A 19,620-nucleotide genomic window follows, 5' to 3' on the forward strand; every position below is an offset into this window, starting at 1 on the left:
GCCCCGCTGATCAGACCAATTTAGCATGGCGTTCGAATCACGAACAATTGTACGTTTGTTTAGTGTGGTAAAACCATTGTGCCAATCAATGAGGAGTATCTATGCCCGCCGCGTTTTTAAAACACCCGTTTATGAGTCAACAAGCCTTGGGCGAGTGCGACGATGACGCCATGGTGCAGGCCATGCTGGCCTTTGAATTGGCCCTGGCAGAAGTGCAAGAAGCCAGCGGTGCGGTGCCTAACGGTGTTAGCAAGCGAATGCGTGAGCAATTTAAGCACGCCAGCTTTAATGTCGCCGAGATTGCCGAGGGTATTGCCAGCGGTGGCAATGTGGCGATTCCTTTCGTCAAACAGAGTCGCGCGCTCCTCGACAATGAGATCAAGCGCTATTGGCACCAGGGAGCGACAAGTCAGGACGTGGTCGACTCCGCGCTGATGCTGCTGCTTAAGCCACGCTTAGCAGCACTAGACGATCTTCTATCGCGCTGCCGCTCGGCTGCGACGGCGCTGATGGATACTTATATCGATACGCCCATGGTGGGGCGCACCCTAATGCAGCAGGCGCTGCCGATCACCTTTGGGGTGAAGGTGGCTCACTGGGCGGTTGGGTTAGAGCAGAGTCGTCGCCGATTAAGCGCTGTTGAACTTCCCGTTCAGTTTGGTGGCGCGGTAGGCGTGCACTCGGGTTGGGACTCTCTCGGGCTTGAATGGATGGACGCCTTGGCCACGCGGCTAGGCTTGGCGGTGCCGGTGCTGCCCTGGCATACCGACCGCTATCCCATTCATGCCCTTGGCACGGCGTTAGATGCCGTCGCCGGGGCCGCTGAAAAAATCGCCCTGGATGTATCACTGCTGACACAAACCGAAGTCGGCGAAGTGGCGGAGCCTTCGGCACCCGGGATGGGAGAGTCCTCCTCCATGCCCCATAAGCGTAACCCAGTACGCAGTGCGCTGATTCGCGGTGCAGCGCGGCAGGTGCATGGCCACACCAGCGTGTTGATCAACGCAGCCGCCCAGCCCCTTGAACGCGGCTTGGGGGAGTGGCACGCGGAGTGGGCGCCGCTGATGGAGAGCGCTCTGCTGGTAGAGGGCGCGCTGGAGCAAGTGGCTGTGCTGCTGGAAGGGCTTGAGGTATACCCCGAAAAAATGCAGCGCAACTTAGCCGCTACCGGCGGCGGCATTATGGCCGAGCCGGTCGCGCGATTGCTGGCACCTACGCTAGGGTCGGACAAAGCCAAAGCGGTTAGCGCGCAAGCGGCAGAAATTTCAAGGCGCGAAACGCGTTCCTATTCAGACGTTCTGGCTGACATGCTTTCCGAGCATCTTGGTTTGGAAAGTGGCGTCGATGCCCATGCGCTGCAAAATGCTTGCGATCCAGCTTTATACCTTGGTAGCAGCACAGCTCAGGTGTTACGTGCTAAAAACTGGCTAAAAAATTATTAACCATTTGAAAAGTATAGTTTTTAAATTGGTTTTTAAAGATGATACTAAGTATAAGCAGTTAGTTGGTAGGCGTCATAGAGTTTGACCCTAATAGCGTTCGGCAGTAACTTGTTCGTATAGAGAATCTATGTTCGTTTGACGAACAAGTCCTAATAAATACGCCAACGACCTGCTTAAGAGGCACCCATCATGGCCGAGTTTCTCAGCTTGCATGACGCGGTAGCGCGCTACGTCCAAGACGGCGCCACCGTGGCCATGGAAGGTTTTACCCACCTGATTCCGTTTGCCGCTGGTCACGAAGTGATCCGCCAGAAAAAGCGCGACCTGACGCTGATCCGCATGACCCCCGATATCATCTACGATCAGATGATCGGGGCTGGCTGCGCTAAAAAGGTGATCTTCTCCTGGGGGGGTAATCCCGGCGTTGGCTCGCTGCACCGCCTGCGTGATGCAGTTGAGAAGGGCTGGCCGCGCAAGATCGAGATTCTTGAGCATAGCCACGCCGCCATGGCCTGCGCGTTTGAAGCGGGTGCCGCGGGGTTACCGCTGGCGGTTTTTCGCGGCTACATCGGCAGCGAGCTGCCCAGCGTCAACGACCAAATCAAATTCATCGAGTGCCCCTTTACCGGCGAGCGCTTAGCCGCAGTGCCCTCAGTGCGCCCTGATGTTTCGATCATTCACGCCCAGCGAGCGGATCGCCAAGGCAATGTACTGGTAGAAGGCATTGTTGGCGTACAGAAGGAAGCCGTACTCGCCGCCAAGCACAGCATCGTCACGGTGGAGGAGATCGTCGATGACCTGGGGGCTACCCCCAATGCCTGCGTGATCCCAAGTTGGGCCATCAGCGCCGTTGCGGTAGCGGAGAAAGGCGCGCTGCCTTCCTATACCCACGGCTACTACGGCCGCAGCAACCGCTTCTATAAAGAGTGGGATGCGATTGCTCGCGATCGCGACACCTTCACCCAGTGGCTCGACGAGAACGTTTACAGCAAAGGGGAGAAACGCTAATGAGCCTCGAATATACCTCTTCTGAGATGATGTCGGTCACCGCGGCGCGGGCACTGGAAAACGGTATGACCTGCTTTGTAGGTATCGGTTTACCTTCAGAGGCCGCCAACCTGGCGCGATTGACTCACGCCCCTGACGTCGTGCTGATTTATGAATCCGGCACGCTGCAAACCAAGCCCGATACGCTGCCGCTCTCCATCGGTGATGGCGAACTGTGTGAATCAGCGTTGACCACCGTGGCGGTTCCCGAGATGTTCCGCTACTGGCTGCAAGGCGGCAAAGTGAGCGTGGGCTTTTTAGGCACCGCACAAATCGACCGCTTTGCTAACCTTAACACCACCCTGATCGGCGATTACAAAGCGCCTAAGGTACGCCTACCGGGCGGCGGCGGCGCGCCGGAAATCGCCACCAACGCGGGTGAAGTGTTTATCACCTTGAAGCACTCCAAGCGGGCCTTTGTGAAAGACGTCGATTTCGTCACCACGCTAGGCTTTGGCCGCGACGGCAAAGGCCGCGACAACGTGCCCAATATCGGCAAAGGCCCCACCCGGGTGATTACCGACCTGTGCGTGATGAAGCCTGATCCAGAGACCAAAGAGCTAGTGGTGGTATCGCTGCACCCTGGCGTTACCCGCGAGGACGTGATTGACGCCACCGGCTGGGAAATCCGCTTTGCCGAGCAGCTTGAGAGCACCCCAGAGCCCAACGAAAACGAGCTAACGATTTTGCGTGAGCTGAAAGCCCGCACCGAGCGGGCCCACGCGGGCGAATAAGGAGTTTGCTATGAGTGACGTTTATTTATGCCATCCCCGCCGCACCGCAGTAGGCCGCTTTGGCGGCACCCTGGCCAGCGTGCGCCCGGATGATTTCGCCGCGACAATCTTTAAAGCCGTATTAGCAGAAGCGCCGGAACTTGACCCTGCTGCCATTGAAGAAGTCTTTATGGGCTGCGCCAACCAGGCCGGTGAAGATAACCGCAACGTGGCGCGGATGTCGTCGCTGCTGGCGGGCATTCCTACCTCAGTGCCCGGCACCACCATGAACCGCCTGTGCGGCTCGGGTATGGACGCGGTGGGTACCGCGTTTCGCGCCATTAAAGCCGGTGAAATGGAGCTGGCGCTGGCAGGCGGCGTGGAGTCCATGTCCCGCGCGCCCTATGTGATGGGTAAGGCCGACAGTGCCTTCGCCCGCAATCAAAAGCTCGAAGACACCACCATTGGCTGGCGCTTAATCAACCCGCTGATGAAGAAAGCGTTTGGGGTGGACTCCATGCCGGAAACGGCAGAAAACGTCGCCGAGCAATTCAATATCTCCCGGGAAGACCAGGACGCCTTTGCCCTGCGCTCCCAGCAGAAAGCCGCTGCCGCTCAAAAAGCCGGCCGCTTTGCTCAAGAGATCACTGCCATTGAGATTCCCCGCCGTAAGCAGGAACCGCTGATCTTTGATCAGGATGAGCATCTGCGGGAAACCACGCTGGAGAAGCTCGCTGCTCTGCCCACGCCCTTCCGTGAAGGCGGCAGTGTGACCGCAGGCAACGCCTCGGGTGTTAACGACGGCGCGGCGGCGATGCTGGTGGCCAGCGACGCAGCGGTCAAACAGCATGGTCTTAAACCCATGGCGAAAATTATCGGCATGGCCACCGCAGGCGTAGAGCCGCGCATAATGGGTTACGGCCCGGTGCCTGCGGTGCAGAAACTACTTAAACGCACGGGTATCTCGATGGATGAGATTGATGTGTTTGAGTTTAACGAAGCGTTCGCCGCTCAAGCGCTGGCCTGTACGCGCGACCTCGGCCTTAAAGACGACGACCCTCGCGTGAACCCCAACGGCGGCGCAATAGCCCTTGGCCACCCGCTGGGCATGTCCGGTGCGCGTCTGTTAATGACCGCCGCCCATGAGCTGCAAAACAGCGGCAAGCGCTACGCGCTGTGCACCATGTGTGTAGGTGTTGGCCAAGGTATCGCAACGCTGATTGAGCGGGTTTAACGGAGGCAGTCATGGCTTTTCATACCATCAACGGTCGCAGCGTGGCTTACCGGCTGCTCGGCGCAGAAGTAAATCCGCTGGTCGTGCTGGCCCACCCTTTGGGCATGAGTCAAGCGGTATGGGATGACGTGATCCCTGCGCTGCTTCCCCGCTATCGGGTGCTGACCTGGGATCTGCCCGGTCACGGCGCTAGCCAAGCGGTCAGCGGTGCGAAGATCACCCCCGCTGATCTGGCCGCTGAAGCCTTAGCGCTGGTCGAACTTGCGGGCGTGCAGCGTTTCCACTTTGCCGGGACTTCCATTGGTGGCGTTGTCGGCCAGCAGTTGATAGCCGAGCATAGCGACCGCCTGCTCTCCGCTACGCTGACCAATACCGGTGCGGTGATCGGCAACCCTGATTTATGGAATACCCGCGCAGGACGCGTACGCCAGGAAGGCTTGGCGGCGATGTCTCAAGAGATCGTGCCGCGCTGGTTTGCCCCGGCAGCCTTTGAGGCAAGCCCGGCGCTGAAGGCGGGCTGGTGCACCCAGATGGGACGTGGCGACGATGAGTCCTACGCCCAGCTGTGTGAAATGCTTGGTCGCGATACCTTTACCGGCAAGCTCTCAAATAAGAACGCTAAAGTGCAGCTGTTTGGCGGCAGTGAAGATATGGCCACGCCGCCCGCAACGTTGGAAGCCCTGTCTGCGGAACTCGACGGCGCACCGTTGGAGATATTTGACGGTGTGGGTCATGTGCCTGCGGTAGAAGCCCCAGGGCTATTTGCTGAAAAACTACTCGCCGTATTGGCGGCTGATTTAGGCGATGTGGCGAACCACGGCGTGGCTTACGCCACCGGTCTTGAGACCCGCAAACAAGTATTGGGCGAGGAGCACGTGGCGCGCTCCACCGCTAACGCCAACAGCTTGGATGCGCCCTTCCAGCAGATGATTACCCGCTTAGCCTGGGGCGAGCTGTGGAGTAATGATGATCTCACTCGGCGTGAGCGCAGCATGATCACCACCGGGATTCTCGCCGCGCTTGGCCGTGAAGAGCTAACGCTGCACTTAAAAACCGCCAAGCGTATTGGCCTAACGGAAGCCGAGCTGCGCCAAGTGCTGATGCATGTGGCGATTTACAGCGGCGTTCCGGCTGCCAATCACGCCTTTGCCCTCGCCAAAGAGCTGGGCTGGGGCGAGTAGCGAATCAACATAATTGATAAGAGGTAAGGGCGATGACCCACGATAACAAACGCTTTGTGGCCCGCGACCGCAACTCGCATCCGCCCGCCTATGCGCCGGGCTATAAAACCTCGGTAGCGCGTTCACCCCAGCAGGCGCTGGTAAGTATGCAGCAACCGACAGTGTCTGAACTGACCGGCCCGGATTTTAGCCACATGCGCATGGGCCCCCACGATAATGACCTGCTGCTAAACTTCCGCCAGGATGCGAGCCAGGGCGGGTTACCCCAGGGCGAGAGGATTATGATGTTTGGCCGAGTCGTCGACCAGTTTGGCAAGCCAATACCGCACACCCTGGTAGAAATGTGGCAAGCCAATGCGGGCGGGCGCTACCGGCATAAAAATGACAAATACCTAGCGCCGTTGGATCCTAACTTCGGCGGTGTAGGTCGCTGCTTGACTGATGAGCAGGGCGTTTATCGTTTCCGTACCATCAAGCCCGGCCCCTACCCGTGGCCTAACGACATGAATAGCTGGCGGCCTGCGCATATTCACGTCTCAGTGACTGGTCCTTCGATCTCTACCCGTCTGATCACCCAGATGTATTTTGAGGGCGACCCGCTGATCCCCCTCTGCCCCATCGTGCATACGCTGAAAGACCCTCTAGCGGTTGAGACGATGATTGGGCGGCTGGATATGGCCCACAGCAAGCCGATGGACTGTCTGGCCTATCGCTTTGATGTGGTCGTACGCGGCGAGCTGCAGACCTATTTTGAGAATCAATAAGGGGACACCTCATGAAGCAGCCGAATAGCCAGCCGACCAGCGACCTGATGCTGCGGGAAACCGCCTCGCAAACGGCTGGCCCCTACGTGCATATTGGTCTTGCCCTCGCCGCTGCCGGTAACCCCGTGCGGGATGAAGAGATCTGGAATGAGATGGCTAAACCCGACGCCGAGGGTGAGCATATCGAAGTGGTCGGCATTGTCATCGACGGCAACGGCGACCTGGTGCGCGACGCCTTTATTGAGGCATGGCAGGCCGATGCAAACGGTGACTACCAAGCCGATTACGATCTAAGCAAGCCGTTCAATAGCTTTGGCCGCACCGCCACCACCTTTGATCGCGGCAGCGAGTGGTCGCTGGCGACCATCAAGCCAGGCGCGGTGAAGCATCCCAGCGGCCAGCTAATGGCACCGCATATTAACCTTACGCTGTTCGCCCGCGGGGTGAATATCCAACTGCAAACGCGGCTCTACTTCGATGATGAATCGGAAGCCAACGCCCAGTGCCCGGTGCTTTCGCGTATAGAATCACCGGCGCGCCGCCAAACGCTGATTGCCAAGCGCGAAGAGGTCGATGGCAAAGTGCGTTACCGGCTGGATATCCGCCTACAGGGCGAAGGTGAAACGGTATTTTTTGATTTCTAACCGTTTTAATAAGGTGAATGCAGAATAAAAAAAGCGTTGCTCATTATTGGGTAGCGCTTTTTATATTGAGCCAAGACTATGGTCGGGGGTGGATGTTGGAAAAGTCCAATTTTATGCTGCCAATGTGCCTTACCGAATACACTGAGGAGTCGTAACACTGGGTGCTCAGCGTTGATGTAAGGTATACGTGATCAGAAGGCGTTTCACCATAGACGAATGTCGATTAGCTCTGGGCGCTAGAGTGGACTAATCTGGCCTCTTAGGGCGAACTAGTATTCGCTATGCGAACTTATAATAATCTAACAAAAGTCCTGGAGTACCCCATGAAAATAACCTTATCCCGGTGTTTGTTGGCGACCGCAATTGCAGGTCTTGGCATCAGCTCGGTTCAGGCGGAAACAACCCTACGTATGGCGCACTTTTGGCCTGGCCCTTCAGGCGTTAACCAAGATGTTTTGCAGGCGTGGGCCGATATCATTGAAGAAGAATCCAATGGTGATCTGACTATTCAAATGTTCCCCGCCGGTACCTTAGCCAAACCGGACTCCATCTATGAGGCCGCCGCCAACGGTATTGCCGATATCGGCGCCACCGCCCAGGGTTACACCGCTGGCCGCTTCCCGCTGTCACAAATTGTTGAGCTGCCAGGGGTGGCTTCAACGGCAACGCAAGGCGCGTGTGTGCTGCAAACGCTCTACGACGACGGCCATTTGGATAGCGAATACGAAGATACCCGCCCGCTGTTTATGTTTACCACTGGGCCTGGCGGCATTCATACCATCGATACCGATGTGCAAACGCCTGCTGATCTGGAAGGGCTGCGTATTCGTCGCCCCACTGCGGTGGCAGGTGAAATGCTAGAAAATATGGGCGCAAGCCCGGTGGGCATGCCAGCGCCGGACATTTATACCTCTATGCAGCGCGGCGTTATTGATGGCCTGAGCTTCCCCTGGGAAGGTCTGAAAGGTTTCCGCGTTAATGAGCTAGTCAGTTATCACACCGAAGTGCCGTTCTATACGCTGATCTTTGTCGCCACCATGAACCAGCGTGCCTATGACGGCCTGACCCCAGAGCAGCAAGCGGTGATTGATAATAACTCAGGCATGAAATGGGCTGAAAACGCCGGTGCAGTGTTTGATCGCTTAGATGTTGAAGGCAAGCAAGAAGCGGTTGATGCGGGCCATACCATTCGTGAAATTGAAAACCCGCTTCAACACCCTGACTGGCAAGAGCCGCTCGAAACCGGTATCGAAAACTACCTAACACAGTTGGAAGAGCGTGGTTTGAGCCAAGCCCGCGAGGTGTATGAGGCTGCACTGGCCGCTAGCGAGTCTTGTGGTACCCAAGAGGGGTAAGTTTTCATGCAGTCTACTCTCTCTTTTCAACAACTCCTCTATCGGGCCAGCCATTGGCTGGCCCTTGTTTGTCGCCTGGTGGCGGGTGTCGCACTGATTGGGCTATTGGCGGTGACCATTGCCGATGTCAGTACTCGCTATCTTTCCCGGCTAACGGAAGGCGCCATTGCATTGCGTGTTTCCGGCAGCGTTGAGTTGGTTAGCTATTTGATGCTGTTCGCGCTATTGGCGGCGATGGCCGCTAATGTCGAGAAAAGCCAAGTGGTGGTGGAAGCTTTCTCGCACCGCTTACCCCAGGCGATAAAAAATCGTATCCAAGGTCTTTTTTTGCTTGGCTTTACGGCGCTGGGGCTGATCCTGTTTGTGGGTTTGTTGGATTCTGCTGCCGCCGCCACGCAGTACGGAGAAACCACCCAAGACCTGCGTTTACCCATGGGCCCAATTTTCCAATTGGCAGCGGTGCTCAGCTTACTACTGGGGTTTCGAAGTTTTATTCATGCGCTGCTGGGCATGATTTATGCCACAGGTGAGGAGGCGGCTCATGGGGAGTGAAGCGATTGGCGCCATCGGGCTAGGGCTTTTATTGGTATTGATGATTCTGCGTGTGCCCGTTGCCCTCACGATGCTGATCGTGGGCGTGGTGGGCTTTGCGCAAATCATTAGCTGGGACGCAGCCGTTGCGCAGTTAAAAACTGTGCCGGTAGAAGTGCTCTCTAACTACAGTTTCAGCGCTGTGCCCATGTTTATCTTAATGGGCGTGCTGGCGGCCCATTCGGGCATGGCCGGTAAGCTGTTTGATTCAACGCGGGTCATTTGCGGTGGCTGGAAGGGCGGCCTGGCGATTGCAGCGGTGGGCTCATGCGGTATCTTCTCGGCGATTTCCGGTTCCTCATTGGCAACAGCCAGTACCATGACCCGGGTAGCGTTGCCGGAGATGGAGCGCTATGGCTATAACCGTGGCTTGGCCACCGGCGCATTGGCGGCAGGCGGCACGCTGGGCATTATGATTCCGCCTAGTATCGCGCTGCTTATTTACGCCATTCTTACCGAACAGTCTGTTGGCGATATGTTTATGGCAGGGCTTATACCTGGCCTACTGGGGCTGGTGATGTATTCCCTTACCGTTACCGTGGTGATGTGGCTGCGCCCCTCCCTGGCGGTGGCCGGTGAGCCTACGGCTTGGAAAGAAAAACTGCTCTCTCTTACCGGGTTGGTGCCCTTTTTTGGCGTTTTCCTGGTGATGATTTTAGGCATCTATTTTGGTGCCTTTACGCCAACAGAAGGGGCCAGCGTAGGGGCATTTGCCACCTTGATTTACGCTCTCGTAAAAGGCATGCGCGGTGCGCAGCTATGGGCCAGCGTCCAAGAGACCTTGGCGCTCTCTGCCGTGGTGTTCTTTATGCTGGTGGGGGCGGAAACGCTGGGTTATTTCATCTCCGTCTCGCGCATTTCGTTCTCTATTACCGACGTACTCTACGGCATGGATCTCACGCCACTCGTCGTCGTGCTGTGCATCCTGGCGCTCTACTTTGTACTGGGCATGTTTATGGACTCCATCGCGATGCTGGTGATTACCGTACCTGTGGTTTATCCGATTATTCAGGCGATGGGTATCGATCCGGTATGGTTCGGTATTTTGACCGTACTGACTGTTGAGCTGGGGCTGATGACGCCACCGGTGGGGATGAACGTGTTTGTGATTAAAGCAATGGCGCCACATGTTGGGCTAGGTGAGATTTTTAAAGGGGTCGCGCCGTTTGTGGTCTCTGACTTAATACGCCTGGCACTGCTCATTGCTTTCCCCATCTTGAGCACGATGTTTCTGCTGTAGGCTGTTTTATTACAAGGAGTTAATGCCATGGTCGCTATTCAGCTATTGTCCGCAGGTGAATCAAAAGCCGCTGAGCACGAAGCCACGTTTACCCGAGCGAATCCGTTGAGTGGCGAGGTTGTCACCACGGCGGCTGCAGCAAGCGTAAGTGATGCAAATGCGGCTGCCGACGCGGCTGGTCGGGCGTTTGATGGATGGTCGAAAACAGGCCCAGGCGAGCGGCGCGCCAAACTGCTAAAAGCGGCTGAGCTGATGGAAGCGCGTCAGGGCGATTTTATTGAACGAATGATTGATGAGACCGGTGCCACGCCCGGATGGGCGGGCTTTAACGTCAAAGTCGCGGCAGATGTGCTGCGTGAGGCGGCGGCGTTAACCACACAAATTCATGGCGATATTATTCCTTCTAACGTGCCCGACAATATGGCCATGGGCGTACGCATCCCCTGCGGTGTTGTGGTGGGTATCGCGCCCTGGAATGCGCCGATTATTCTGGGTACCAGGGCCATCGCCACGCCCTTGGCCTGCGGCAATACCGTTATCCTGAAGGCTTCTGAGCAGTGCCCAGCGACCCACCACCTCATTGGTGAAGTGCTTCAAGAAGCGGGGTTTGGCAACGGTGTCGTCAATGTGATTACCAATGCACCGGATAACGCCGCTGATGTAGTGAGCGCGCTCATTGCTCACCCCGCCGTGCGGCGGATCAATTTCACCGGTTCCACCGGCGTGGGCAAAATCATTGCCGAGCAAGCGGCCAAGTATTTAAAGCCCGTACTGCTTGAACTGGGTGGCAAGGCGCCGTTTTTGGTATTGGATGATGCAGACATAGACGCCGCTGTAGATGCGGCGATTTTTGGCGCGTTCTTTAATCAAGGCCAGATCTGCATGTCCACCGAGCGGGTTATTGTTGATAACCAAGTGGCGGATACTTTTGTGGAGAAGTTTGCCGCGCGGGCTCAGGCGCTAAAAGCAGGCGACCCGCGTGATGAAAGCAACAGCCTGGGCACGTTAATTAACGCGCAGTCAGGTGAAAAACTAAATAGCCTCATCGATGATGCAGTGACGCAAGGTGCCTACTTAGCCGCTGGTGGCAAAGCCGAAGGCGTGGTGATGCAGGCCACGGTCATCGATGGTGTCACCCGTGATATGCGGCTGTATAGCGAAGAGTCGTTTGGCCCGGTCGTCGCGGTTATTCGCGTTAACGGTGAAGAAGAGGCAATCCGCATCGCCAACGATAGCGAGTACGGCCTCTCATCAGCGGTATTCAGCCGCGATAGCGCACGCGCCATGAAAGTGGCAAGCCGCTTACAAACGGGTATCTGCCATATCAATGCCCCGACGGTGCACGATGAACCGCAAATGCCCTTCGGCGGTGTGAAATCCAGCGGCTACGGACGCTTTGGTGGTAAAGCAGCCATCGAAGAATTCACCGAACTGCGCTGGATGACGATGCAGTTGGGGCCGCGGCACTATCCTATTTAGCAGACTCGTTCGCCGCCATTTGCCGCAGCCGAAAATCCCTTGGTGAAAGGGCTGTATTACGCTTAAAAAAGCGTGTGAAGTAAGCCGGTTCTGAGAAACCTAAGCTGTCGGAGACCTCGCCAATGGTCATATTGGTATAGGTGAGCTGGCGCTTGGCTTCTAGCAGTAGGCGTTCATGCAGCAATTGCAGGGCGCTTCGCCCGGCGAGTTGGCGGCAGAGCAGGTTCAAGTGCGCACTGCTCACACCTATCTGCTCGGCTAACTGTTCGATGCTTGGCTGTTCACGGTAGTGCGCTTCGATCAATGCTTGGAAGTTCTCAAGGTGCTGACGCCCCTTATCGTGCTGGCGTGGGCCGTGGCGCTTTGCAGGTCTGTCAGGGTAAGCGGTAAGGCGCGATAACTCGACGACTAACGCCTGCACCAGCGCTTCAAGCAGTCGATTTCTTCCCGGTGCCGGTTGGCGGTACTCCTGGTCAATTTGGTCGATCAGCGTTGCAATGCGTTGGGTGTTAGCGGGCTGATTCATGCGTAGAAAATCGGCTTTGCGTAACGCGCTGCTTTCGCCCATTAACTCGTTAAGGTGATCGGCCAACGGATTCGCCAGGGTAATAATGTGACCGCCGATATCGGGAGAAAAATGAAACCCATGGATGGCCATCGCGGGCACAATAATGGTCACCGCGCCTTCAAGGCGTTGTTTAGCCCCTTCAAGCTCTAGTTCAAGACTGCCGTGGCTAATAAATAGAATATGCACTAAATCCACATGCCGATGGGGGCGAATGCGCCAATCATGCAGGCGGCTGCGTTCTGGAATTGACTCACAGTGTAATAAGTCCGGCGTCGGCCAGTGCTGCGTTTCACCGTATAGCTTGAACACGGGAACATGGGTTGTCGTTGCTGTTTTCACGGGATGCTCCTCATGCGACTAATGTCGTGCAGAAACGCTGGAAAAGTCCAATTAACCATCTCATTCATGCCTTATTATGCGCATCGTTTCATTGAAAAATACAAGTCATAAGCATTTATATAATGACAACGATGAGGCCCCCTATGAAAACGCAGGTCGCGATAATTGGCGCAGGCCCTTCTGGCCTATTGCTGGGCCAGCTACTGCACCGCCAAGGCATTGATAACGTGATTGTTGAGCGGCGTAGCGGTGAGTATGTATTGAGCCGGATCCGCGCCGGTGTGCTGGAGCAGGGCATGGTGGACTTGCTGCGCGAGGCGGGTGTTGACCAGCGTATGGATAAAGAAGGCTTACCCCATGACGGCTTTGAGCTTGTGTTCGACAACCGCCGTGTGCGAGTCGCCCTGGATGAACTGACCGGTGGCAGCAAAGTCATGATTTACGGCCAAACCGAGGTAACGCGGGATTTAATGGAGGCTCGTGAAGCCGCGGGTGCAACAACACTTTATGAAGCAGAAAACGTCCACCCCCACGACCTGGAGAGTGACAACCCCTATCTCACCTTTGAGCACAACGGTGAAACCATAAGACTCGATTGCGATTACATTGCCGGTTGTGATGGCTACCACGGCGTCTCCCGCCAGGCGATTCCTCAAGATCGTATAAAAGAGTTTGAGAAGGTGTATCCGTTTGGCTGGCTGGGTGTGCTATCCGACACGCCGCCGGTTTCTGACGAACTGATTTATGCACGGCATGAACGCGGTTTCAGCCTGTGCAGCATGCGCTCAGCCACCCGCAGCCGTTACTACCTTCAAGTACCGTTAGATGAAAAAGTAGAAGACTGGTCTGACGAGCGCTTTTGGGAAGAGCTTAAGTGCCGTCTGCCGGACGAGGTGGCCGCAAAGCTTGTCACCGGGCCTTCCATTGAGAAAAGCATCGCGCCGCTGCGTAGCTATGTGGTCGAACCCATGCAGTACGGGCGGCTATTTCTGGTCGGCGATGCAGCGCATATTGTGCCACCCACCGGCGCTAAAGGTCTGAACCTAGCGGCCAGCGATGTGAATACGCTTTATCGATTAATGGTGAAGGTCTACCAGGAAGGCCGCACGGATTTGATCGAGCGCTACTCACAAACGTGCTTAAAACGCATCTGGAAAGCTGAGCGATTCTCCTGGTGGATGACCTCCATGCTGCACAACTTCTCTGATGAGGAAGATTTCAACAGCCGCATGCAGTTGGCCGAGCTGGATTATGTGACAAGCTCTAGAGCAGGGATGACAACCATCGCAGAAAACTATGTCGGTTTGCCCTATGAGTCGCTTGAGTAGCGCTTAGCCCTTCTCCATTTATTCTCCTTGCCCAAGCGGATGCTTGGGCTTTTTTTTGCGCCTTTTTGTTCAGTTTAAAAAGCATTTTGGGGTCCTAGGCGAGCAATTGCGTTGTGTTTTTATCTTGAGGGAGAGCCTCTGCTTGTACGGTTGAATCAAAAGTGAGCAGGTCCACTCTAGTGCGCACAGTATTGGTGCGCTGGCGTTGATTGGGCTGTAGTTTTTCTTAATTAGTCGGCTAATTATTTTTTTTAATTTTATTTATCTGTATGATAATTATGATTTTAATTTTAATAGGCGAGTTTTTTGCAAAACAAAAAATAGATTTACGTCTGGGTATTTACTTTACTTTTCATGTGATGTTGAATGTTTCTGCTAGGCTTTACCTGACATTCAACACAAAAATAAATAGGGCTAATGACCAATGACCAGCAAAACAAAGCTGTGGCTCGAAAGTTCTCATCGTCTGACACGTTTGAGCGGCGTGTGTGCAGGGGTGTTACTCAGCTCCAGTGCCTTAGCTGATAATATCAACCTCAGCTATGCCTTCTTCGCGCCTTCCCAGACCTTTCCCGCCGTACAGATGGAGCACTGGGCGAAAGAGCTTAACGAAAGAACCGATGGCCAGGTAAACGTCAACACCTTCCCTGGCGGAACGTTGCTGACGGCTGCCAATATGTTCGATGGCGTCTTAAACGGTGTTGCCGATATCGGTCTCTCTGCCACCTCATACGAGCCGGGACGTTTTCCGTTACTCAATTTGGCCGGAAGCCTAACGGGTATCGACGTGAATTCTCAGACAGCCAGCCAGGCTGTGTACGAACTGATCAAAGAATTCCCCGCAGAGACGCTGGGCTTGGAAGAGTTTAAGGTCATAACGGCGTTCACCTCAGAGCCAGGCTACTTACATACTCAAGAAGCAGTGGCTTCACTGGAGGATCTTGAGGGCCAAGAGATCAGGGTGCCAGGAGACAGCACTTCCGTCGTTCAAGCCCTTGGTGGCGTGCCTGTGGGCCTCTCCCAGTCAGAAACGGGAGAAGCTCTTCAGGCCGGTATCGTTAGTGGTTATGTGGGGTCCCGTGAGACGCTGATGGATCTGCAGTATGCCCGCAATGTGAGCTATATCACTGACTATCCTCTGACCAACGTTGTCTTCGTTGCGGTCATGAATAAGCAGCGGTGGGACGCCTTACCTGAAAACGTTCAGCAAGAGATCGATGCATTGGGCGCTGAAATGGCCTCCTATGCAGGTAAGTATCTCGATGAACACATCCAGGAATCCCTGACGTGGGCAACGGAGAACCATGATCTTGAACAGCTCTCCTTGTCCGAGGAGGAGGCTGAGCGCTGGTCGAGCTTGCTAGAGCCGATCAATGAGCAACGGCTGGAAGAGGTGGCTGCTCAAGGGTTTCCTGCCTTTGAGTTGCGCGATCGGTTTATTGAGCTGATCGAACAGAATCAGTAGTTGCCTACGCTTCTTATACGGGCGCATTTGTTTGCGCCCAGTAAGCGCCATGTTGATTGACCTAGGTAGTTACCATGCATAAATTTAATTGGGTAATTAGTCGTCTTTTACTCTATGTAGCCGGCTTGGCATTACTGATGATGGTGTTTCTGGTGGTTGGTAACATCGTAATGCGCCAAGTTAGCTCTTCATTTGGTGGTACCACTGAAATAGTGGGCTGGCTAACAGCAGTGGTCGTGGCACTATCGCTCGCTTACTCCCAAGTTACCAAAGCACATATTGAACTGGACTTGTTGGTCGAACATTTTCCTGTCCGTCTGCAAAGTGTTCTCTACGTTCTGGTCTCAGGCGCAAGTTTTTTATTCTTCTCTATGGTGGCTTGGAAACTCTGGGAGTATGGCTTTAGCGCTATGCAAAGGGGCTCTTTATCGCAAACACTGCGTATTGCGTTTTACCCCGTTGTTTATCTAGTGGCACTAGGATTTTCTGCTTTTTGCTTAGTTCTTTTAGCAGACTTTTTGAGTAGTTTAAAAAAGGTGGTAACACAATGAGTATGACGCTGGTAGCTTTGTTAGGCGTGCTCTGTTTGTTTCTTCTTATTTTGTTAAAAATGCCGATTAGCTTCGCTATGTTTATGGTGGGTTTTTTTGGCATGCTTTACATGACAAGCCCTATTGCCGCGTATAACGTTATTAGCTCAGGAATCTGGGAGCAGTTATCGGGTTACTCTCTTAGTGTCATACCCCTATTTATTTTTATGGGGGAATTACTGTTTCGCTCGGGGATAACGGAAAAGATATTTGCAGCTGCCTATGCTTGGATAGGCCATTTCCGGGGCTCCATGGCCACAACGACGATCCTTAGCAGCGCAGGCTTTGCCGCGGTGAGCGGCTCGAACACCGCCACGGCAGCCACTGTCGGTACCATTGCTCTCCCCGAAATGAAGAAATTTGGCTATAACCGTGCGCTCAGTGCTGGCAGCGTCGCAGCGGGGGGCACACTGGGGGTCATCATCCCACCAAGCTCTGTGCTGATTGTTATTGCGCTGCAAGCCGAGCTGGCCATTCGCGATCTGTTTCTAGCCAGTATTGTCCCTGGACTTATCCTGGTCGTGCTATTTATCGCGACGATTGGTCTACTCTGTCGGCGTCGCCCCGATATGGGGCCCGCAGGTGTGCGTTCGAGCTGGTCCGTAAGGTGGCGTTCGCTGAAGGGTATTATCGAAATTGGTGCCCTCTTTACACTGGTACTAGGTGGGCTGTTTGCGGGCTGGTTCACCTCGACAGAGGCTGCTGCGGTGGGCTGCATTGGTGCAATGGTCATTACCCTGATACAAGGAAAGCTCTCCTGGAACGTCTTAAATGAGGCCATCGCTAATGCTCTCAAGTCATCGGCCATGATATTGATGTTGGTTGCTGGAGCGGTCATTTTCGGGCGCTTTCTTACCATCACAAGACTGCCTTACATGGTGGGCGAGTGGGCGGCGGCACTGCCCTTGCCAGCGATAATGGTAATGGCATGTATCCTGTTGATCTATGTGATCGGCGGAGCGCTAATGGATGCGATGGGATTTTTAATTATCTCCATCCCGATTTTCTTTCCCGTAGCGCTTGCCTTAGGTTACGACCCAATTTGGTTCGGCGTAGTGGTCTGTATCGTTACCAGCATGGGGGCAATTACACCGCCGGTGGGAGTGAACGCTTTCATTGTAAAGAGCCTGGATGCAGAGTTACGAATGGGTGAGACATTCCGTGGAGTGGGTTACTTCATACCCCCTTATCTGCTGTGCATTGCCTTGCTGTTAGTGCTTCCTCAGATCGTACTGTTCGTACTTTAGCGTTCACCCGATTAGATGAATGGTTATAAAATTTATGCCTATTTACTTGAAATTTCATGTGATAAGTCTAGCGAGGTGGCTGAGGTGACTATATTGACATCGAGGCTAAGCCTGGGACAGGGGCCGTGCAAAGTGGTCGTCAAAGATACGATCGATATCTCCGGCTTCCCCACCTGCGCAGGGTCCGCTGCCCTTGCTGACGCACCGCCTGCCGCGGCTCATGCAGAGGTCGTCGAGCGGACGCTCAAAGCGGGCTACCACATCGTGGGGAAGGCCAACCTGCATGAACTGGCGTTTGGTATGACGGGTATTAATGCCTGGGCTGGCACGCCAGAGAACCCGCGCTACCCCAGCCTTATCCCTGGTGGTTCTTCCAGTGGGTCGGCCGCCGCGGTGGCTGCTGGCGTTGCCGATATTGGCATTGGTACAGACACCGGTGGCTCTATTCGCGTCCCCGCTGCCTGCTGCGGAGTCTACGGCCTTAAGCCCACCTTCGGACGATTGAGTCGCCGCGGCGTTATGCCCGCGGAAAGTAGCCTTGACTGTGTAGGCCCCTTGGCTTGCGACCTTCAGGTGCTGATGGCGTTCATGGCGGCGATTGACCCTGGTTTTCAGTTGCCAAAGGACAGTCCTAGGCCTGTTATGGGGTGCATCGGCGTACATGCCGAGTCAGCCATTTGGGCAAGTATCGAAGGCCAGCTCAGTCGGTCTGGAATGGCGCGTGGGGATGTTGCCTTGCCGCTTATGGCCGAGGCGTTTGAGGCTGCCATGGTGATTATCAATCGCGAAACTTTCCGCGCCTGCGAGACATTGCTTGCCACAGGGAAAGTGGGCGCGGATGTCGAACAACGTTTGAAAGCCGCTGCCGCGATGACCGATGCCGAGCTAAAGGAGGCAGAGCGGGTACGTCGTGCCTTTACCGCCGAAGTAGATGCAGCGCTAGAGCGCCATGATGTCCTGGTGCTGCCGACGTTGCCGCATTTTCCCATGACCGCTCAGGATGCATTTGCGGGCCACCAGGATCTGAAAATATCGTCCCTTACGCGCCCCTTCAATCTTTCAGGGCATCCCGCCTTATCGATCCCTCTTGAGTTTCAGCAAGCACTCCCTGTCTCCGTGCAATTGATCGGACGTCTTGGCGATGACGCAGGCGTCTGCCGGGCTGCTTTGCAGCTCATGGGTCAGGTTCAGTCGGCGGGAGAGGAACAACAAACAGGAGCGAAGCATGCAACAGCACATTGATAAATCACAGTGGGGAGGCGAGGAGCGTTTTGACGCGTTGCTCGAGTCAATTCGATCCCGACGTAAAGAGTTCGAGGAACTGCGCCATATCCCCATGGATATCATTGATGAGTTCAAGGCGATCGGTATTTATCGGGCCATGGTGCCCGCCATCTACGGCGGGGATGAGAAGTCGCCCGCCGACTTCCTGAAAATGGTCGAAGCGATCTCGGCGGCGGATGGCTCCTCTGGCTGGGTAGCGAGTTTTGGCATGAACCCCGCTTACTTGGCCGCGTTACCCGAGGAGACCCTAAAGGAAGTGTGGGGGGATTCCCCCGACATCGTCTTCGCTGGAGGGATTTTTCCACCCCAACCCGCTGAGCGGGTTGAGAACGGTTTCCGTATCAAAGGGCGATGGAAATTTGCCAGCGGTTGTATGGGGGCATCGCTATGTGGCGTGGGCATCCTCCCCGCCGAAGAGGGTGCTTTGCCGCGCATGGCAGTGCTGCCCCGCGACCAGGTGAAGGTCGACCCGACCTGGGATATGTTGGGCATGGTGGCTACCGGCAGCCACGACCTCGTGGTCGAGGACGCCTATGTTCCAGAGGCTTGGACCTTCGTGCGCGGCGGCAAGCCCAACGTCGATACCCCCTTCTTCCGCTACCCATCGCTCTCCTTCGCTGCTCAGGTGCTGGCAGTGACTACCCTGGGCTTGGCCCGGGAGGCACTGGATATCGTCCGCGCCATGGCCGGTGGGCGTAAATCAGTCACCGGCGCCCCCAACCTGGGCGAGCGTGAGTATGCCCAGATTGCCCTCGGTAAGGCCGAGGCCAAAGTTCGCGCTGCCCGCGCCTTCTTCTATGAGAGTACCGACGCCGCCTGGGCAAGCATTCAGGCCGGGGGCGAGCCAAGCCGTGAGCAGGTCAACCTGCTGCGCCTCTCCACCACCCATTTGACCCACGAGTGCGCCGAGTCTATTCGCAGCGTATATCAAATCAGCGGCATGACTGGGGCCGACAACGGCCACCCTCTATCGCGAATCCTGCGCGACTCGCAGTTGTGCACCCAACACGCCTTTATGGGCGAGATCACCTGGAAAAACGCTGGCGCCATATTCTTCGGCCACGATCCTTTACCGGGCTACCTATAACCGCCCTACGTAGTTTAACCAA

Annotated in this window: 18 protein-coding genes; 17 read left to right on the forward strand and 1 reads right to left on the reverse strand. The window is 55.4% G+C overall.

The window, feature by feature from the left end; genetic code table 11:
* Nucleotides 1-101 precede the first annotated feature (101 nt).
* The 11 genes from MLE19_RS08735 to MLE19_RS08785 all read left to right on the forward strand — a co-directional run bounded on the left by MLE19_RS08735 (nt 102) and on the right by MLE19_RS08785 (nt 11,690).
* Nucleotides 102-1,442, forward strand: a complete 1,341-nt coding sequence (locus MLE19_RS08735) for a class-II fumarase/aspartase family protein (RefSeq protein WP_240717791.1) — start codon at nt 102-104, stop codon at nt 1,440-1,442.
* 189 nt (nt 1,443-1,631) lie between these two features.
* Nucleotides 1,632-2,450 carry a CoA transferase subunit A gene (locus MLE19_RS08740; protein WP_240717792.1) on the forward strand — a complete coding sequence of 273 codons (819 nt, stop codon included), beginning with the start codon at nt 1,632-1,634 and terminating at the stop codon, nt 2,448-2,450.
* Entirely contained in the window at nt 2,450-3,223 is a 774-nt protein-coding gene (locus MLE19_RS08745; protein WP_240717793.1) for a CoA-transferase subunit beta, read from the forward strand. The genes MLE19_RS08740 and MLE19_RS08745 overlap by 1 nt, the downstream gene beginning before the upstream one ends.
* 10 nt (nt 3,224-3,233) lie before the next feature.
* Nucleotides 3,234-4,436, forward strand: a complete 1,203-nt coding sequence (gene pcaF / locus MLE19_RS08750; RefSeq protein ID WP_240717794.1) for a 3-oxoadipyl-CoA thiolase — start codon at nt 3,234-3,236, stop codon at nt 4,434-4,436.
* Nucleotides 4,437-4,447: 11 nt separating this feature from the next.
* Entirely contained in the window at nt 4,448-5,617 is a 1,170-nt protein-coding gene (locus tag MLE19_RS08755; protein ID WP_240717795.1) for an alpha/beta fold hydrolase, read from the forward strand.
* Nucleotides 5,618-5,649: 32 nt separating this feature from the next.
* Nucleotides 5,650-6,381 carry a protocatechuate 3,4-dioxygenase subunit beta gene (gene pcaH, locus MLE19_RS08760; RefSeq protein WP_240717796.1) on the forward strand — a complete coding sequence of 244 codons (732 nt, stop codon included), beginning with the start codon at nt 5,650-5,652 and terminating at the stop codon, nt 6,379-6,381.
* A gap of 11 nt (nt 6,382-6,392) precedes the next feature.
* The gene (gene pcaG / locus MLE19_RS08765) at nt 6,393-7,025 is read left to right on the forward strand and encodes a protocatechuate 3,4-dioxygenase subunit alpha (RefSeq protein WP_240717797.1); all 633 of its coding nucleotides are present in this window, start codon (nt 6,393-6,395) and stop codon (nt 7,023-7,025) included.
* 323 nt (nt 7,026-7,348) lie between these two features.
* Nucleotides 7,349-8,380: a TRAP transporter substrate-binding protein gene (locus MLE19_RS08770; RefSeq protein WP_240717798.1), complete on the forward strand. Its 1,032-nt coding sequence runs from the start codon at nt 7,349-7,351 to the stop codon at nt 8,378-8,380.
* A 6-nt stretch (nt 8,381-8,386) separates the two neighbouring features.
* A complete protein-coding gene (locus tag MLE19_RS08775) occupies nt 8,387-8,932 on the forward strand; it encodes a TRAP transporter small permease (protein WP_240717799.1) in 546 nt (181 codons plus the stop codon).
* Nucleotides 8,922-10,211: a TRAP transporter large permease gene (locus tag MLE19_RS08780; protein WP_240717800.1), complete on the forward strand. Its 1,290-nt coding sequence runs from the start codon at nt 8,922-8,924 to the stop codon at nt 10,209-10,211. Before MLE19_RS08775 ends, MLE19_RS08780 begins: the two co-directional genes overlap by 11 nt.
* Nucleotides 10,212-10,238: 27 nt before the next feature.
* Nucleotides 10,239-11,690, forward strand: a complete 1,452-nt coding sequence (locus MLE19_RS08785; RefSeq protein WP_240717801.1) for an aldehyde dehydrogenase — start codon at nt 10,239-10,241, stop codon at nt 11,688-11,690.
* Here MLE19_RS08785 and MLE19_RS23195 read toward each other — a convergent pair.
* The gene (locus MLE19_RS23195) at nt 11,683-12,597 is read right to left on the reverse strand and encodes a helix-turn-helix domain-containing protein (protein ID WP_240717802.1); all 915 of its coding nucleotides are present in this window, start codon (nt 12,595-12,597) and stop codon (nt 11,683-11,685) included. The two genes, MLE19_RS08785 and MLE19_RS23195, sit on opposite strands and share 8 nt — an antisense overlap.
* Nucleotides 12,598-12,740: 143 nt before the next feature.
* Here MLE19_RS23195 and pobA point away from each other — a divergent pair, with 143 nt between their 5' ends.
* The 6 genes from pobA (at nt 12,741) to MLE19_RS08820 (ending at nt 19,598) form a co-directional block, all read left to right on the forward strand.
* Nucleotides 12,741-13,925 (forward strand): 4-hydroxybenzoate 3-monooxygenase, encoded by a 1,185-nt coding sequence (pobA, locus tag MLE19_RS08795; protein WP_240717803.1) that lies wholly within the window; start codon nt 12,741-12,743, stop codon nt 13,923-13,925.
* Between the two features lie 424 nt (nt 13,926-14,349).
* On the forward strand, nt 14,350-15,390 hold the full coding sequence (locus tag MLE19_RS08800) for a TRAP transporter substrate-binding protein (protein ID WP_240717804.1): 1,041 nt from the start codon (nt 14,350-14,352) through the stop codon (nt 15,388-15,390).
* Nucleotides 15,391-15,464: 74 nt separating this feature from the next.
* Nucleotides 15,465-15,941 carry a TRAP transporter small permease gene (locus MLE19_RS08805; RefSeq protein ID WP_240717805.1) on the forward strand — a complete coding sequence of 159 codons (477 nt, stop codon included), beginning with the start codon at nt 15,465-15,467 and terminating at the stop codon, nt 15,939-15,941.
* Entirely contained in the window at nt 15,938-17,227 is a 1,290-nt protein-coding gene (locus MLE19_RS08810) for a TRAP transporter large permease (protein WP_035565092.1), read from the forward strand. Before MLE19_RS08805 ends, MLE19_RS08810 begins: the two co-directional genes overlap by 4 nt.
* 84 nt (nt 17,228-17,311) lie before the next feature.
* Nucleotides 17,312-18,469 carry an amidase gene (locus MLE19_RS08815; protein ID WP_425356801.1) on the forward strand — a complete coding sequence of 386 codons (1,158 nt, stop codon included), beginning with the start codon at nt 17,312-17,314 and terminating at the stop codon, nt 18,467-18,469.
* Nucleotides 18,453-19,598: an acyl-CoA dehydrogenase family protein gene (locus tag MLE19_RS08820; protein ID WP_240717807.1), complete on the forward strand. Its 1,146-nt coding sequence runs from the start codon at nt 18,453-18,455 to the stop codon at nt 19,596-19,598. Before MLE19_RS08815 ends, MLE19_RS08820 begins: the two co-directional genes overlap by 17 nt.
* Nucleotides 19,599-19,620 lie beyond the last annotated feature (22 nt).

Origin of the sequence: Vreelandella neptunia (assembly GCF_022489065.1) — a bacterium.
GTDB lineage: Bacteria > Pseudomonadota > Gammaproteobacteria > Pseudomonadales > Halomonadaceae > Vreelandella > Vreelandella neptunia_A.